Annotated in this window: 15 protein-coding genes; 9 read left to right on the top strand and 6 right to left on the bottom strand. The window is 52.9% G+C overall.

Annotated elements, in window-relative coordinates:
- Positions 1-333: hypothetical protein (locus tag BM046_RS15845; protein WP_456236161.1), on the bottom strand; the 333-nt coding region annotated here is incomplete at its 3' end.
- Positions 334-850: 517 nt separating this feature from the next.
- On the opposite strand from BM046_RS15845, the gene BM046_RS15835 reads away from it, so the two are divergent.
- From BM046_RS15835 to BM046_RS15800, 8 genes are all read left to right on the top strand, one after another.
- The gene (locus BM046_RS15835; RefSeq protein ID WP_090541316.1) at positions 851-2,173 is read left to right on the top strand and encodes a hypothetical protein; all 1,323 of its coding nucleotides are present in this window, start codon (positions 851-853) and stop codon (positions 2,171-2,173) included.
- A gap of 554 nt (positions 2,174-2,727) precedes the next feature.
- Positions 2,728-3,030 carry a hypothetical protein gene (locus tag BM046_RS15830; RefSeq protein WP_090541313.1) on the top strand — a complete coding sequence of 101 codons (303 nt, stop codon included), beginning with the start codon at positions 2,728-2,730 and terminating at the stop codon, positions 3,028-3,030.
- A 242-nt stretch (positions 3,031-3,272) separates the two neighbouring features.
- A complete protein-coding gene (locus tag BM046_RS15825; RefSeq protein WP_235818668.1) occupies positions 3,273-3,572 on the top strand; it encodes a DUF4113 domain-containing protein in 300 nt (99 codons plus the stop codon).
- Between the two features lie 390 nt (positions 3,573-3,962).
- Positions 3,963-4,226, top strand: a complete 264-nt coding sequence (locus tag BM046_RS16570; RefSeq protein ID WP_090541310.1) for a BPSL0761 family protein — start codon at positions 3,963-3,965, stop codon at positions 4,224-4,226.
- A gap of 688 nt (positions 4,227-4,914) precedes the next feature.
- Positions 4,915-5,391: a hypothetical protein gene (locus BM046_RS15815; protein ID WP_090541307.1), complete on the top strand. Its 477-nt coding sequence runs from the start codon at positions 4,915-4,917 to the stop codon at positions 5,389-5,391.
- A gap of 2 nt (positions 5,392-5,393) precedes the next feature.
- Positions 5,394-7,865 carry a hypothetical protein gene (locus tag BM046_RS16470; protein WP_235818667.1) on the top strand — a complete coding sequence of 824 codons (2,472 nt, stop codon included), beginning with the start codon at positions 5,394-5,396 and terminating at the stop codon, positions 7,863-7,865.
- Positions 7,862-10,984, top strand: a complete 3,123-nt coding sequence (locus BM046_RS15805; protein WP_235818666.1) for a site-specific integrase — start codon at positions 7,862-7,864, stop codon at positions 10,982-10,984. The genes BM046_RS16470 and BM046_RS15805 overlap by 4 nt, the downstream gene beginning before the upstream one ends.
- A 125-nt stretch (positions 10,985-11,109) precedes the next feature.
- Positions 11,110-11,661, top strand: coding sequence for a hypothetical protein (locus BM046_RS15800; RefSeq protein WP_090541300.1), 552 nt, complete (start codon positions 11,110-11,112; stop codon positions 11,659-11,661).
- A gap of 76 nt (positions 11,662-11,737) precedes the next feature.
- On the opposite strand, the gene BM046_RS15795 is transcribed toward BM046_RS15800, so the two are convergent.
- From BM046_RS15795 to BM046_RS15785, 3 genes are read right to left on the bottom strand one after another with little or no spacing between them, the layout of a single operon-like run.
- Positions 11,738-12,040 carry a hypothetical protein gene (locus BM046_RS15795; RefSeq protein ID WP_090541297.1) on the bottom strand — a complete coding sequence of 101 codons (303 nt, stop codon included), beginning with the start codon at positions 12,038-12,040 and terminating at the stop codon, positions 11,738-11,740.
- Entirely contained in the window at positions 12,027-13,211 is a 1,185-nt protein-coding gene (locus BM046_RS15790) for an Arm DNA-binding domain-containing protein (RefSeq protein WP_090541294.1), read from the bottom strand. Before BM046_RS15790 ends, BM046_RS15795 begins: the two co-directional genes overlap by 14 nt.
- Positions 13,204-13,440 (bottom strand): hypothetical protein, encoded by a 237-nt coding sequence (locus BM046_RS15785; protein WP_090541291.1) that lies wholly within the window; start codon positions 13,438-13,440, stop codon positions 13,204-13,206. The genes BM046_RS15790 and BM046_RS15785 overlap by 8 nt, the downstream gene beginning before the upstream one ends.
- Positions 13,441-13,599: 159 nt before the next feature.
- Between BM046_RS15785 and BM046_RS15780 the strand changes: the two genes are divergently transcribed.
- On the top strand, positions 13,600-13,848 hold the full coding sequence (locus tag BM046_RS15780) for a helix-turn-helix domain-containing protein (RefSeq protein ID WP_090541288.1): 249 nt from the start codon (positions 13,600-13,602) through the stop codon (positions 13,846-13,848).
- A 98-nt stretch (positions 13,849-13,946) separates the two neighbouring features.
- Here BM046_RS15780 and BM046_RS16180 read toward each other — a convergent pair whose 3' ends face one another.
- Together BM046_RS16180 and BM046_RS15775 are read right to left on the bottom strand one after the other, a co-directional pair.
- Positions 13,947-14,669: a hypothetical protein gene (locus tag BM046_RS16180; protein WP_143084217.1), complete on the bottom strand. Its 723-nt coding sequence runs from the start codon at positions 14,667-14,669 to the stop codon at positions 13,947-13,949.
- A 227-nt stretch (positions 14,670-14,896) separates the two neighbouring features.
- Positions 14,897-15,545 (bottom strand): DUF3387 domain-containing protein (locus tag BM046_RS15775; RefSeq protein WP_143084216.1); only part of this gene is annotated, 649 nt, incomplete at its 5' end.

Genomic DNA, 15,545 nt, shown 5'->3' with positions numbered 1-15,545 from the left:
GTGAACCGGACCACACCAGACACGTGCAATGTCTGTTGCCCAGCGCTCATTCGGGCGTGAGGCCACCGAAGGTAATGCCTGCACCCGGGGGCGGGCTCCACTGCGGCGCTTGCGCACCTGCCAGCCCTTGATCTGGAACAGGCGCTGGATGGTGTTCTTGTTCTCACCCAACAGCCAGGCAACGGTACGGTAGCCAGCATACGGCAGATCGGTGATCACCCGCTTTACCCGCGCCGCCAAGTGCTCATTGACCCTGGGTTTGGCTTTGGTAGGCCGATAGTAATAACTGCGGCGGGACACACCGGCCCAGCGGCAGGCCTGTACCACCGTCACGACATCGCCTTGGGTGGGGTATGAATATGGAGCTGACGATAGATGAGCTGCTGCAGGTTGCGGGCTCTAAACGCTGGACGATATGGACAGTTTATATGATCCCGGGGACGGCCCAGCAGGTAATCAGTGGTTCGCCCCTCTGCACGCCGCATGTAGAAAGGTTTTATAGCATCCCTGGGGATTTGCTTGGTGAAAATGACCGGCTAGCCGACTTGCTTAGGAGGATTAACCAGATCGGTGGGTGGCCACCTGAAATAGCTAATCACCAATCCCAACTGCTGGAGAAGTTTCGTAGCGGATTGCCCTCTCCAACGGTTCAATACGTGGGCCAGGCTTAGCCTAGGGAAAGTATGCTTAGTTTGATTGCTAAGAAGCTTCAGTTGTATATGGTGGAAGGGGGTCGGTAACTGATATCTGGAGTGTGTTATCAGGTCAGAAGCGCCAGCTTTGCCCAGAAAGGCTTGGCGAATCGAGCCTTTCTTTCACATTGTTGAACTATTGAGGATATGGTCGTTACATGGCAGTCAGACTGGAGTTTGAAACTAATGATGAGCAGGAAATTGAGTTCGCGACGCGGTATTGGGCGATGGACCAGGAGGGCAGTTTCCTGGAGCACGTAGCAGATATTCTCCCTTTCAGAGAGCTTACCCAGGCGGGGCAGGTCGCCAAATTTGTTCGGCAGATCTGTACCGCTTATGACGAAAATCAGATTTGTTCCGAGTGCAATGGACTGATTCAGATAGGTGCTCGAATAGACGCAAAGAAGCGACCCCAGCGTGCTCGTCGACCTTGCAAGGAATGCCAGAAGGCCGAGCAAGAGGCGATGCTTAGGCAGGAGGAGATTCAACGGGCTGAATTGGAAGCAATGCTCGCTCCGTACATCTCTCATGCGCGGGAAGTCACCATTTCGTATTCTGAGCTGGCTGATGACACGGTACTCATCTTAAAAGCAATTTATACTCTGGTCGGCCCGCGGCTCACGCAGGGCTTCCCAATCAGCGCATGTGAGGAGCTGACACCTCAAGGCGCCGGCGCTTTCATTGAGCGCCTCTGCGAACAGGGTGTACTGGCGGATGACCCAGCGGCATCCAAGCCAGGAGCATACTGTATCCAAGATGGCCAGCTCATGTTTGACCCAAGCTCCGCGAGTTACTTCCTTCCTCCAGACACCCGTGAGGGAGAAACTCAGATCGCGCTCAACATAATGTTTAACCGAGATTTTTCAGATGCCATGGCGCTTACGGAGCTTTGGCTGGATTACGCTCTTACAGACGTCATGGAATACTTCGAATATCAGTGCGCTCTGCATAACCATCCATTGAGTGATGAAGACTTCGCCAAGACTGAGTCGATCGTGCGCCAAGGTCTGCGCAGGTACAGCGTCGCACAGATGTGGCTCATTATGTGGAGGGTGGTTCGAGATGCAGCAGCCCTTGCTAGCCGAAGCTACTACAGCCCTCAAAAGGCGGCCGCGACGATTCCAAAAAAAATTCATAAGTTGCTAGAAAATGCTGCCCAAGGTGCCGAACCGAGTAACGAATGGAACCGACCGGAACGTCACATCAAGGGGGCGTTGGGGATGGCATTTTATTCAGATTTTGGGCTAGACGAGTACTCCAAGGGAGTAGATGTATTGGCGTTGTTTAACCGCTTAGATGCAAAAGAAGGCGCATCAGACCCGCATACATTGGCTGAAAAATTTATGAGGAAAGCACTGGAGATCAAACATTCGCTGGGTGCTTTGGAGGCATTTGCGCATCTGGTCAGAGAGGGGCTGACAACGGAGGAAGCCTTGAGCATAACAGACGAGCTAAATCCGGGTATGTTCTGCAGTGAGTGAATTTGCCCGCTTATCCTAGATATATTCTATTTCCGCTTCTGCCCTAGAGCCGTCATTTACGATGGTGGCTCTTGGCGACAGACTGTTACTCTCACACTGCCTGCTCAATGTAAGCGCTCCATAAACCCCGCCTACAAGTAAAGTCCTGTCCGCGTCCGCTGGCCTTCCGTATACCCTCTGGAGGTTTTCCGCATTACAGCCTGAGCAATTCCATACGTCCAAGATGAGCAAAATGTCTAACGGCTGCGAAGACTAACGTTTTTCTCTTAGCTCCCCCTGCGGCCGCGACCTCCACAAATCTGCTTACTTCACCAATCTTCCAGACCAAAATATTTAGATCGAAAAGCCAAAACGCGTACCTCGGAATTGAGCGAAAGTTTTCACACAGCTTGGGCCGTTTGTAGCCTCTCGCGACTGGCAGCTCTTGGCCATGAGAAGACTTGACGAGCGGGGCGGTAAGAGATAGGAAACGGTATCAGGGGGCGCATATACTGATAGCTGTAGTCTCGGGCAGTATGCGAACCTCTGAATAATTATCCCTTGGGAGGGCAGCGATGAAGATTCGTGGGCGTATCGAAGCTGAGACTGTTACAGATGTTTTGTGTGATGTATGCGATAGCTCCACTCTGCATGAAAGTGGTGGTCTTCAATACGGTTGCCTTGAGGCGCGCTGGGGTTATGGCGCTAAGCACGATGGTGAGCGTTATGAGGTGCATCTCTGTGAGTCCTGCTTCTTCAAAACGATTGCTTATCTCAAGCAGGAGCGGCGGATCGAGAATGTGTTTGATGACCATGCGACCAACAGCAATGAGTGTTTGGGTTTGATCGCAAAGAATGAATTTTTTGGCGACGAGTAGCACGGATAGACGGTCGTTTGTTCCTTTCCAGTAGCCTGCTATCTTTCCGACATTTCTGCCACCTAACGGCTCTGCTACGGAGACTTCTTAGACCTTCGAATACCTGCCAGCACTTCGTTCCGCTCCGAGTCTGCTTCAGTATTAACTCTGGACGACTCATTCGTTGGCCTGGCCATTTCCATCGATTTTGTCTGACATAGTGTCCACCGCTTAGAGTAAACCTCGGTTTCCGGCCGAAAGGAGTGGCTAGCGAGGGACTGGATGCGATTTACCGTACCGGCTATGCCTACGCCCAGGCCGAAATCCTGCTGATGGATCTGCGACAGCGCGGCGAGTTCATGGGTGACCTCTTTGCCCCGGTACAGCCCGAGATAACCGAGTGCGTGATGGGCATTCTGGACCAGGTCAATTCACGGTGGGGCAAGGGGACGCTGCGTCCGGCGCGAGTACCAGCGGAGCCTGAATGGAGTATGCGTCGGGAGTTATTGAGCCCGCGATACACCACAGACTGGAAAGGGCTGTGGAAAGTGAACTGCGGTTAGTGATGCAACTCCACACTCTATAAGGGGGTAGGACCTTCGGAGATATAGAGGCTGTGAAGAAACAATCCGCGAATGCGCGGATTTGTTTGAATAGGGCTGATGACACAGCCAAATTGCCGTTATGGTTATTCTCTCATTGGCGATTAGGGTTGTACCATGAAAAAAGCAGTTCTGATAATGTTACTGTTCACAGCGCTTGGTTTTGTATTAAATCTGTTGGGAGTTCAGTTGCCAGCAGCTGCACTTTGGTTGCTTCTGGTTTGTGCAGCCGCGCTATGGGGCTGGGCCGCATGGCGCGACATGCGCAATTCGAATGGGCATTAATAGCCACCATTACTTTGGACGTTGTTCATCATCTTCACCGGTTTAATCATAATTTGAGGGTTTAATATGACTACACCCGCCGAACGCACTCGCAGCATACTGAAAACGAGGGATTTCCTGCGAGAGCTGTCGTTGGATGTCGCGCTGCCTGAGTCTGTCAGATATCAGGCAAAAGCACTTCTCAGGCATTTTCCTGAGGAACATAATCTTGAGTCTATTATCCGGCTGGAGGATGCGTGTTGTGGGCTGTTGGAGGACCCACAGACGCAGAATCTGATTATGGGCGTGCATTGTCCGGTTTTCAGTGACGGGAGCGGTAGCTGGCGTTAGCCTCCCGATTTACCCACAACAAGTAGACACCTTCTATAGTTAGGTAGCCCCTAGCAGCACTAAATCCGCGCATGCGCGGATTTAGTGCTGTTGCATCCCGTTGTGATTGGCTTTCAGCCGACCCTGCCAGCGCATAGCGAATCCGGAATTTTTTCTGGCTACAGTTCTGACACGCTGATTTTCGTGTTACGTGGGTGCGCAACTGGCGTTGAAAAACCGCGCATGCGCGGATCTAGCATCATTCAACTGCACACATCAAGGCTTGAAAAAATCACCACCCCTCCTGCTGACACACCTACAGCTCCCTTATGCCCGGCTCCTCATTGTTTCACAGAGGATTTCATCCAATGCAAATTTTGGCTTTGAGGGGCGCCTGCACCTGCTTATGGGCGTGCATTGTCCGGTGTTCAGTGGCGGGAGCGCTAGCTGGCGTTAGCTTCTAAATCCGCGCATGCGCGGATTTAGCATCATTCAACTGCACACATCAAAGCCTGAAAAAATCACCACCCCTCCTGCTGACACACCTACGGCCCTCCTTATGCTCGCCTCCTCATTGTTTCACAGAGGATTTTATCCAATGCAAATTTTGGTTCTGACCGTCGCCTGCACCTCTGCTTTCTGCATACCGCCCAAAAAGGGGGCTCCGCCATTCCACTGTATAGGTATGGGCAAAAAGAGGAGTTAACCCGTGCAGTATCAGAAAATAGAATTGCAGAAAATTGTTGGGATTCATGAGGCTATTAAAAAGACGGAGTTCGAACTGGACCTGGAACCTGTGCATCTGCCTGGGAATGAGCTGATCCTGCCCAGCCTGATTAGCATTCTCAACGAAAGGATCCCAATCAGCGTTATGAGAGTAGGGGAAGAGTACTTATGTACTTTTCAATTCGGACTGTATCGCTGGATGAAAGGACATTTAAGCGGAGATACAGGGGTCTGGTGCTTGGTGGAGGAGTCGCGAGTAAATATGCAGCTCGGTGAGCAGTTGTTTTTTGGAGAACGTTGTTTTTGTCCTGGCCTTTATAAGTCCACATCGCTGGCGGCGGCGTCCATTTTTGATTATCTGAAAGAAAACCCTGCTGCATGGCCGAATGCGTATAAAAATAGGACAAATTTAAGCCGCATTCTTGGTGTTAAGCCCCTAAAAGATAAAAGGAACTTGTAAATATGGATAAAACAAAAGAGAAGTTTGTTGAGCTGGCTTGCAGTCAGGGAGTGTCCATTTCTGAAGTTAAGCAATTTTTTAATGTTATGAATCCCCATCCGGGTCTCATAGAGATGCCGAGAATGGTTGTTGGTCTACTGAATAGCTTGGATGCAGCTGAAAAGCCCCCTGTAGTATTAGCAGAAGATTTTGATATCCGTGTCATACGTAAGGTATGTAACTGGATAATAAGTGTGAAAGACTATCCAGGAATAGAAAAAACTCTGGGAGATAGGTTTCTGCCTGTAAGGCTGCTAAAGAGCTCTGGGGCAGTCAATCCAGTAAAGCACAAAACTCCGGGGCTAAAAGATTTTGGTTTTCCCTACGCAGCTTTCTGGCTTAAACCCAGAGACCCAGAACGCGCATCAGATTATTGGCGCTTGGTAGCTCAGCTGCTGCTGACGATGAATAACGCGAAGAATGCAATTTTGGCCGAGCACCGTTACCAAGCCTACCACGCGCTGGAGTTTCTCAGTGCCGCAGACTATCTGGATATTCCCGCCGAACTACCAGTATGGGAGAGTCACCAACGTTTTGTCAGTGCGTGCAGACGGTTTAAGCGCGGGAAATCATCTTCTGTCCAGGCAAAGGACTTTGCCACGCTGTGCCGGCTGGCCAGGTACTGGGCTGGTGAGGAGCCAATAAAACGGTCGAAAGGTGGTGGGGGAGGAGGGCGTGCTGTTGACCAGCCCGAGGTAATTACGCACACGGTCCCTGATGTCGCTCAAATGCATACGGTAGACGATCCTGAGGACCCTTTTCTACTGCCAGGGTATTATGAAATTGTCCGCACTGATACGCGGGATGAGGGTGAGGAACTAGGTGAGCTGGCTCCAGGAGAAATGGTGCCCGCCATAGAAACCTGGTTGCTCGACGATCACGACGTTGACCGCCCTTATGTGGCCGATATTCTCTCTCAGCAGGCTGTGGTAGAGCACGTCGTCCGCAGTAGACAGATGCTGCCGTACTCGTACGGACAGCTCACCCTGACAGAGCTGGCAAGGCTGCTATTCGGGGCCTCCGATATTTTTGAGGAGTGCATCCGTAGCCTGAGATCCGCCCCGGATGTCTCGTGTGTGCGGCTTAGGATGGAAGCGGTTCTTTTCATTCACATCAGTCTGTGGCTGGGGCAACCGGCTACGAGCATTGCGCAAATGACCGTGTCGGAGCCGGGAGAGGAGTTCGATAGCCCGCTCAAGCTGGTGACTGGAGACCAACCGTATTTTCAGGTTGTAGTGCCTAAACCGCCTCTGGCAGGTGACCCGCGATGGCAGGCTGAGACCGGGGTCCGTGAGGCTGTTCAGCATGTTTTGCTTCCAGACCTGGCGGGTAGTGGCAGTTTAGTCGCTGGAATGGACAAGGTCTTTCCGCGGACATCGAGCAGAGTGTTCAGTTATCAAACCTCCGTTCTGGAGGCTGAGGCCCGGAAATTGCTCCGGGAATTAGGCGAGGACGATAGCCGTTACACCCTGCATAAAATCCGGAATTTTCTGCTCCAGCGTATTTATCAGACTACCTCTGGAGATATTGCCGCGGCTTCAATGCTATCGGGTGTCTGCCCGCCCACCGCCGATACCCCACGTTTTTATCTACAGCCCTCGGCAGAGCACCTGTGTACCTGCTACGTCCAAGCGTTGGAGCGCTTGTTGGTCCAGATCTACGCGTGTGTAGGCCTGGCATACGAGCCGGAAAAGGTTTCTCTGAAACAGCCCGGCGCTGTGGGCGCCACCCATTGCTTGTTGCCGGAAACGGTGTCCAACAATGTGCAGGCACTCAAACAGGTGATTGCCAAGTCCCCCCGGGGCTCGCTGTCAGACATGGTCAGATGGCATAACCACTTTACGCTGTGGACCGTGCAGATGTTCCTAATGGCCTCGAGTTGTCGTGCCATTCGCAACCCGTTGCGGTGGGTGGATGAGTTCTACCCCCAGCTAGTTGCAGGAGCCCTGTCCGATAAGGGTTCCGAAGATATGCATATGAGTCGCCTGATTCAGCTGCCGCATATAGTGCGCGAACAGGTCAGACGTTATGAGGAGCATTGTCGTGAAACTGAGCGTCAGCTGACCGGGTACCTAGCGTCCGACCCGGATGAACGCTGGACGCACGGGTTTTTCCTGTCGCTGGATGCAGATCGTATTCTCCGGGAGCCAATCAGACCAGGTGTCATTTTTGATCATATGCAGCTCGTTGAGGGCTATACGCCGCACAGGGTCAACGCTTTCCGCAAGTTGGTAAGGACTGAACTATTTGAGCGTGGCTGTCCCGGTGAAGTGTTGTCCGCCTATATGGGGCACTGGCTTAGGGGGGAGGAACCGCAAGACGCTTTTGCCACTTTTTGTCCTGCCACGTACATGCGAACGCTGGACCAGTACCTCGTGCCCTTCATGAGCGAACTGGGTTGGTCGGTGATGGCTAAACGCTGGGGGGATGCATGATGTACCCACAACTGAACGAAGAGCAGGTGGAGTGGTTGTGGTCCAGCCGTTCTGGCGAAAAGGAGGAGTGGAGTAAGGCCCGCGGAGAGCTGAGACAGCACATCAGCGAGGCAGAATCAGATCTCGGGCACTGGCTTTTGGGGAGGGCTCCACTGGCAAGTGTGACAGTAGAGCAGGTCCGCGCGCTTGAGGCAGGCCTGTCTACTCACCTGCTGCGAAACGCACTGCGAGAGATTACAACTCGTGTCCAGCAGAATGTTCCACAGTGTCCGCTGGCGCGTGTTGCTCTGAGAGTCGAGCGTCAGCCTAATCCGATCAACCCGGTTGATTATTCGCCCGACCAGGTCAGGCGTAGCCATGCAGTCATTACTGGGCTGCAACGCGGGTTGAGGTTGCCGGAGCATGAAATCTACCCCACCCGACTGAATTTTGGTCTGGATACACGTGCTCGAATCGGCCTTCTGCTGTTGAGCGCGGCTTACGGCGGGGGGCTGCTGGATATGGAGCAGCTCAATGCACTGATCAAGGTAAAGCCTCAAGACATCAACTGTTTTGCCGCCGTGCCTGAGGTGCGTCTGACACTGCCTGTTACAGAGACCAAGAGTGAATACCGTCAATGGTTTCCTGATCCGGCAACGATGGCGCTCCTGACGGCGAACCTCGAGGAAATCCAAGACTGGGCAGTCGACTCCCACCACAAAGGCGCGCTCATCTACTGTGTGAACCGCCTGTTGGATTATGTGGATGTCACCAAGGCTGATCAGCCGCGCAGCCTTAATGATATGTTGGGCCTGATCCGTCTTGAGTTGAACTTTAATCTGCCCCAGTTACAGATCCAGTATGCCAGCCGAGGGGTTGTGTCTCACTCGCTGCGACCGACTTCATGGGGGAGCATCTTCGGCCGCTTTGATCAGATTGATCCGAAAGGGACCTATGACGACCCCCAAAAGGGTAGAAAGGTTAAGGAAGACGTCCCGGAGTGGGTCCAGACATTGTGCACAGAGGTGCGTAGCGGGAGTGTGAGCCCTCTTCAAGGCCCTGACGACCAAGATTCTCTGATTAGTCTGGTGCGCGCATGGGCCGCCTATATGGTTAATGGGTCCTCCGCCTATGGAGAAGCCCAAGGCCGTGCCAGCATCGCCAACTACGTGAGACTCGTGGGGTTTGGACTGGCCTCACAGTTGGATAGTTTTGAAGTCTTCGAACTCGAATACGACGCTCTCGAGGCTATTTACGAGGGTATTCTGGAGATTCAGCCGACTGACAGCAGGCGCCAAAAAACGGCTAGGGGTCTCTACGAGTTTCATCACTACCTGCACCGCAATCACGGCCTGCCGCCCATCAGTGCCTATTCCCAGCTGGGTATTTCGAAGGGCCTCACGCGAGTTGATGCCAGAATTCTAAGCGAAGAGCAGTACCAGCAGGTGCTGCAGTCGCTGACCACCTCAAAGCTGGCCTTTCGCTCGCCCCGGCTCGTCACAGCCGTGCAGGTTTTTATAATTTTGGGGTTCCGATTGGGGCTGCGCCGCAATGAAGCCTTGAAACTGCGCCTTCAGGATTTGCATGTGTCCCTGTTACCGGAGCAGATCGCAGAGCGGGTCCGGCGCCGTCATAAGCGCAAGCGACAATTGTCAGGGCAGGAAATCAGTGACCTCCAACTGGATGTGGATCTGCTCGTCAGGCCTCACGCCCAGCGGGGCCTGAAAACCCGAAAAGCTACGCGGCGTCTACCCGTACACATACTGCTGAGCCCTGAAGAGCTGGAGATCCTGAAGGCCTGGTATCGCGAGAGGATGGAGGAGGAGAAGAGACAAAAATTTTCTGAGTACCTGTTCTGCATACCGGAGTTCAGAACGCAGTGGATCAGTGAAGAGGCAATTCTCCCGGCAATACATCAGGCCATGCGTGCAGTCACGGGGAACGAGGAGGTGAGCTACCACCATTTGCGCCACTCCTGTGCAACCTGGCTGCTGCTGAAGACGATGCGACAGGTATATGGCACCCCCGTTGACATGTTTTTTGACGATCTCGAGCAGACCCGCGCCTGGCTATGCGGAAACCCTGGCCAACCCAGGCTCGAACTGGCTGCTGCAGGCAGTCCGACCCGAAAGATTTTGCACCATGTCAGCGAGGTCCTGGGGCACGTCAGCCCTAAAACGACTCTCCTGCATTATATCCACAGCATGCCGATGCTGGCGGCCGCCAGTTGGCAATGGAATCCTGAGGCGTGGCGGTTCACGGCGCACAATGTGGCTATTCTCGGTCGGGTAACTGTGCCTAAAAAAACCGGCAGGCTGGCTGATGCGACGGCTCAACGCGATTACATGCTGAATATTATCGGTCGTGTGCCACTGCTCAGGCAGCTGAGGAAAGAGCATCGGCGGATAAAACGCAAAAATGCGCAGGCGCAGGTCCGCCCTGATGGAAACTGGGCCATACAGCGCATCATGCGGATTGAGGCCCTGCTGTCATACGTTTCCTATGCAGAGGCTACCGGTCGCAGCGTCAATCTGGACGGTTTCGAGTTTTCAGCGGCTGATCGAGAGCAGATGATTGAGCGGGCTCGTCATATACGAGACCTCGGAGAGAAGGGCAGCCGCCACCGAGTGAGCAAATCCCCCCACGCTGATGGGCAGTATAGGCAGCTTATGCCCAGCCCTCCCAAAACGGGTGGTCGAGAGCTGTTGGCAGACCACGCCCAGCGGCTATATGAACTGCTCGAGAGCGAGGAGGGAGAGCGGGCAAACCGGGTCATAGATTTTTTTATCGAGCGAGTTTGGTCGACGGATACGACGCTGAGGTTTTACAGAGATCAGGATGAGGTCTATGCGCAGGATTACTTGTGGCTGTTGCAGTCAATAGGCTTCCAGCGTTCACAGATCGAGTTGATTACCTACGATCAGGATACGCCTGTACGGACACAGCGATACTGGCGGAAGGTGCTCGGTATCAAAGCCAGCTTTTTGCAGCAGGCGCCAGAGAGCAAATCAGTCACGAATCATCGCCTGGGCATCAGGGTCACGCTGCATACAGAGGAGGGTGATGCGGCGTACCACTCGGGATCTGGACTGCGGTATCTCCTACTGGCGGCCTCAATCGATTGGCATTTCAGAATCTGAACCTCATAGCGGCTGGCCTGGAATATCAGCAGCCGCGCCCTAACCCCCGAATTTGGGGATTTCGGAATTCCATTATCTAGAGAGTGGCGGTGAAACCGCCGTAACCCCTGAGGAGGGCTCTCTATATGTGTGATTGGAAAAAACAGGTAGGAAAGGTCAGTGACCGCGAAATTGCTCGTCAGTTTGGTGTAGGGGCGACAACGGTCAGGAGGTATCGGAAAAGTCTGGGCATTGCAGCGTGGAAGGCACCAGTTCAGCTTCCGCCAGCGGAGCTGGAGCCCTTATTAGGGGTGCACACCGACCATAAGCTGTCCAGGTTGCTAAATTACCCCAAAAAACACATAAAACAGGTTCGGGAGAGTAAACGAATCCGAGAACCTGTGGGTGAGCGGGGCGGGAATTATAGGGAGCTGGCAGTAGTTTGGACTGAGGAGACGCTTGCCCTTCTCGGTACTATGCCTGATACCGATGTGGCGGCTGTGCTGGGTACAACCCAGTTCCCAGTCAGAAAAAAACGATACGCCCTGGGTATCCCAGCCTACAAAGCACCGATGCCAGAGATCACGGCAGAGATCGAGGCCCTATTCGGTAAGGTTTCAGATGCGAAGATCGCGGCAAGCCTGGGGGTGTCAGCAAACTTTATTCGAACCAAGAGACTCAAGTTTCAGAATCGCTAGGACGAAAGGCTGAATCCGCGCATGCGCGGATTCAGCCTTATGTAGAGCTGGGCGCTCCGCTTCAGCCCCAGTAGGTTTATTGCCAGACCTGGTCCAATTCAATCCGCGTCAGGAGCTGCGCCCGGAGACTCTCCAGCGGGTTGATCCCTTCTAATCGCATAGTGAAAATTTCATGACGCCTGAACCTGACCCAGGTGGCTACAGCCTCTCGGTTGGTTCGTTCATGACCACTACCGATCAGGGCAACCAGCTCGGCCCCGAAGGGGTTTTCCAAACCTGCTGTCAAAGACAAAGTCAGGTTGTGCAGGAACTGGTCTTGGCGTTGGGATAGAGTGGTATCCAGCGTGGTGACATTACTGCCTGAGTTAACAAGTTTCATCCAGCACCTCCGTTTTCATATGAGCCAGCAACAGATTCTCGAACGCACTACCGTCGCGCCGAGTGAGGTTCGGCACGTAGCGCGAATACACGCGAAACAGCATTTCAGTGGTGGTGTGCCCCATCTGCCTGGCAATCCATTCAGGAGCCTCGCCAGCAGCCAGCCATAGCGTCGCCGCAGTGTGGCGAGTCTGATAGGGGCGACGGACATTCAGGCCCAGGTGTCGCAGCAGGGGGTGCCAGATCCGTTGAGTCACATTACGGTGGGATAGCGGTCTGCCGTTGCTGGTACAGAACACAAACGCGTGCTGTTTGGTCGCTTTTCGCTGGTCGAGCAGTGCCTCATACACGGGGCCGGACATGTCGATCGTTCTGAACGAGCCGTCATTTTTTGTGTACACCAGCTCGTCCTTTACCCACGCCTCGCGGACCAAGATCTGGCGTCGTTCAAAATCGACGTATTTCCACTGCAGACCGTCGATCTCAGAGGTACGCATGCCGGTGAAAAAACGAACGGTGTAGTAGTTTTTGAAGTCCGATCGTACTGCAGCAATGATTCTACCGACCTCCTCCAGAGTAAAAGGCTCCACGTCTACCCGCGGAACTTTCAGCGATTTTATTCCCACGTAGGGTGAGCTAAAATTGTATCGGTTGGCTGCCTCATTCAGGATCATGCGCAATGGCGTCATGATATGGTTGATTCGCGTCGCTGATAGAGTTTTGCCACTTCGGTTCGTGACTTTGGCGAGTGAGGACCGAAATGTCAGAATCTCTGCCTTTGTGATGCAGCCGACCTCTTTTTCCCCAAACTCGGGGAGAATGTAATTACGCAGGGTTGCAGCGATGGTGTCGCTGTGGGACCGACGCCATTGAATCTCCATCTCCGCAAACCAGATGTCGCTGAACTCGCTGAAGAGTGGCGTTTCCGTCTGGAGTTCTTGGCGCCCTGCATTCACCGCCAGTTTTTCGGCATTCGGGCTATCCGGAAAATAGTTGGCGTACTCGAATGTGCCGAGCGTAATGTCAGCCTCGATCTTTTTAAGAATGCCCTCCAGCTTACGTCGGTTGGCAGGTGTATCGCTGAGCGCGGTTTGCTCGCGACAGCGCTTGCCTTTGTAACGGAAGTCGAAGAACAGATTTCCCGTTTTGTCCCTTACACGAATACTAGCCATGCATACGTCCTCCATTGGCCATGGGCACGCCGAAGGCATTAGCAGATGACGCTGCAGCCATATCCTTCTCAATGGCCTCCCACAAATACAAAATCTTCCTTCCACCGAAGGGGCGGATGTAATGAACCCCCTCCAGCAGAACCGAGTCCTTCAGTCGCTCACGAATGGTGCGAGCGTCGTACTTGATACGAGCGGCGAGCTCGTCAGTAGTAAGGTAGTCTGTATTCATCTTAGGTTTCTCCTATGCGTCCAATGATGCGTACGAGCTACATAATAACGACTAAAAAGATGGCGTCAAGCGTCCTTTGTAGACTTAAAGCGACATTTGGTGCGTTAAGGCAGCCTGATTGCTAGAATGTGGAGAAGACACTGCTAGAAAAGGAGCATCATGATCAGGTTTCGTTTGAAGGAGTTGATGGCGGACAAAGGGTTTGAGGAAAACCGTCGCGTCACCCTCGATGAAGTGGCCAAGGCAACCGGGGTGCACCGCACTACGTTGTCAAAAATAGCCAATCAGAAGGGATACAACACCACGACAGACATTCTCGATAAGTTGTGCGAGTTTTTTGAGGTGGACGTTGGAGAGGTAGCGCAGTACGTTGGGGAAGATGACCAGGGCGTCACGGGTGAGCAGTAATAGCTAGTATGCCGGTACTCGTCTGAAATACGTGGATGTTATCGTCCTGTATGCTGCAGGCGAGAGATGACCAGCTCGGTCTCTGCCGCAGTAGTCAATTACAGGCAAGCAAGGGTCCGCTCTATATGGGTAATCCAGAGCTCTACGTTCTCAGCTAAACACTCAATTTCATGGGTTGTGATAGTTAGTTTGTATCCGGTGGCTGTAAATCCATTTCGATGAACTAGATCGTGTCTTTTCTTGACAGATTTTAGTAGGGTCTCTCGGCAGGTAGCAGACGGGAAGCTTATGTCAGCACCAAGTGCTATCCTGTACAGCCCTATAGTTTTGGGTAGGTTATGGTATGTCGTATTGGAGAGGTATTCATTGGCCCGCTTGACAGGGTATTCAGGATCTAGAAGTATGGTATGTAAGTGGATTTTTTCTTTCTTAAGTTCTTTTTCATGCTGGAGTAGATTTGCTATCCTTTTATTGTTTTGTAAGATAAGCATCTTTAGTCTGTCCCCTAGGTACGCCTCAAGAATAGTGACGAGCTGAATATAACAAAGCTTAGTCATTATTTTGCTAGGGTATTCCTGAATAGCTGATCTAACCTCCCTGATGCTTTGTAAGGCAGATTCCTGAGGGTGGTAGTGATTTGACTTTGGCTTCCAAATGAAATCTTCATGATCGCCATCCAGGATTTCCTGTATTTCATCAATGCTCTGCAAAGGCAATTTTCTATAGAGCTCTTCTATCAGGCTCATCAAGTCTGATGAGCTCATCCTCTCCAGTCTATCTAGGTAGTGTGGGTACGCTGATAACTCGCGTAGCAGACTCATGATTACTTCGCGCTTTTCAAAATCGCTGGGTGCGGTTTTTTGGAAGATTGCTTGACTTAGTCGGTCTGCTCTTGAAATGTCCACTTTGGCTCTCGAATTTTAGACCTGGAAGGGTAGTGCTGTTCGGGTATCATGAGGTTTAATTCCCGTAAATAGCCTTCTTATGGGTTTATATTGCGCGGGAGGGCTAGAAGCGCTGTGCTCACAGTTTATAGTTCATTTTCATCTCACACACTCCACGCATTAGACAGCACCTCAGCCTGCTTCAATACCAGCTCCACAGCCTCCGGGGCGTCATCGGGCGGGTACTTGTACCGCTGCAAGGTACGTCGCACCAGAATGCGCAGTCTTGCTCTGACGCTCTCGCGTACCTGCCAATCTACGGTAGCTGATGCCCTAAGTTTCTCAGTGATTTCTACAGCTATCTGCTTCAGGATTTCATCGCCCAGCTCGCGCACGGCGCTCTCGTTGTTGGCCAGGGCATCATAAAAGGCGATTTCGTCCGGGTTGAGGCCCAGCGCAGCCTCCCTCTCCATCTCGGCCTGGAACTGCTTGGCCATGGCAATCAGTTCTTCAATGACCTGCGCCGTTTCGATGCCGCGGTTGTTGTAGCGGCGCAGGGTTTCCTGCAGGCGGTCGGCGTACTTCTTCTCCTGCACCACGTTGTTGCCAGTGCGGGCCTTGATATTGTCCTTCAGGAGCTTTTCCAGCAGCTCCACGGCCAGATTCCTGTAGGGCATGCGCCGTACATCATCCAGGAACTCGTCAGACAGCAGCCCGATATTGGGCTTGTCGAGGCCGCACAGGGCGAACACGTCGGTCACACCCTCGGCAACGACGGCGTTGTCGAGGATCTGCTTGAGCACCGAGTTCTTT

Source organism: Halopseudomonas formosensis (assembly GCF_900115905.1).
Taxonomy (GTDB): domain Bacteria; phylum Pseudomonadota; class Gammaproteobacteria; order Pseudomonadales; family Pseudomonadaceae; genus Halopseudomonas; species Halopseudomonas formosensis.
The sequence above is the reverse complement of the archived record's forward strand: the minus strand, read 5'-3'. Positions and strand labels throughout refer to the sequence as shown.

Coding starts and splice junctions, on each gene's coding strand:
- BM046_RS15795 (WP_090541297.1), bottom strand. CDS start 12,040: ATGAAACTTGTTAACTCAGGCAGTAATGTCACCACGCTGGATACCACT.
- BM046_RS15805 (WP_235818666.1), top strand. CDS start 7,862: ATGATGTACCCACAACTGAACGAAGAGCAGGTGGAGTGGTTGTGGTCC.
- BM046_RS16180 (WP_143084217.1), bottom strand. CDS start 14,669: ATGAGTCTGCTACGCGAGTTATCAGCGTACCCACACTACCTAGATAGA.
- BM046_RS16470 (WP_235818667.1), top strand. CDS start 5,394: ATGGATAAAACAAAAGAGAAGTTTGTTGAGCTGGCTTGCAGTCAGGGA.
- BM046_RS15800 (WP_090541300.1), top strand. CDS start 11,110: ATGTGTGATTGGAAAAAACAGGTAGGAAAGGTCAGTGACCGCGAAATT.
- BM046_RS15830 (WP_090541313.1), top strand. CDS start 2,728: ATGAAGATTCGTGGGCGTATCGAAGCTGAGACTGTTACAGATGTTTTG.
- BM046_RS16570 (WP_090541310.1), top strand. CDS start 3,963: ATGACTACACCCGCCGAACGCACTCGCAGCATACTGAAAACGAGGGAT.
- BM046_RS15780 (WP_090541288.1), top strand. CDS start 13,600: ATGATCAGGTTTCGTTTGAAGGAGTTGATGGCGGACAAAGGGTTTGAG.
- BM046_RS15835 (WP_090541316.1), top strand. CDS start 851: ATGGCAGTCAGACTGGAGTTTGAAACTAATGATGAGCAGGAAATTGAG.
- BM046_RS15785 (WP_090541291.1), bottom strand. CDS start 13,440: ATGAATACAGACTACCTTACTACTGACGAGCTCGCCGCTCGTATCAAG.
- BM046_RS15790 (WP_090541294.1), bottom strand. CDS start 13,211: ATGGCTAGTATTCGTGTAAGGGACAAAACGGGAAATCTGTTCTTCGAC.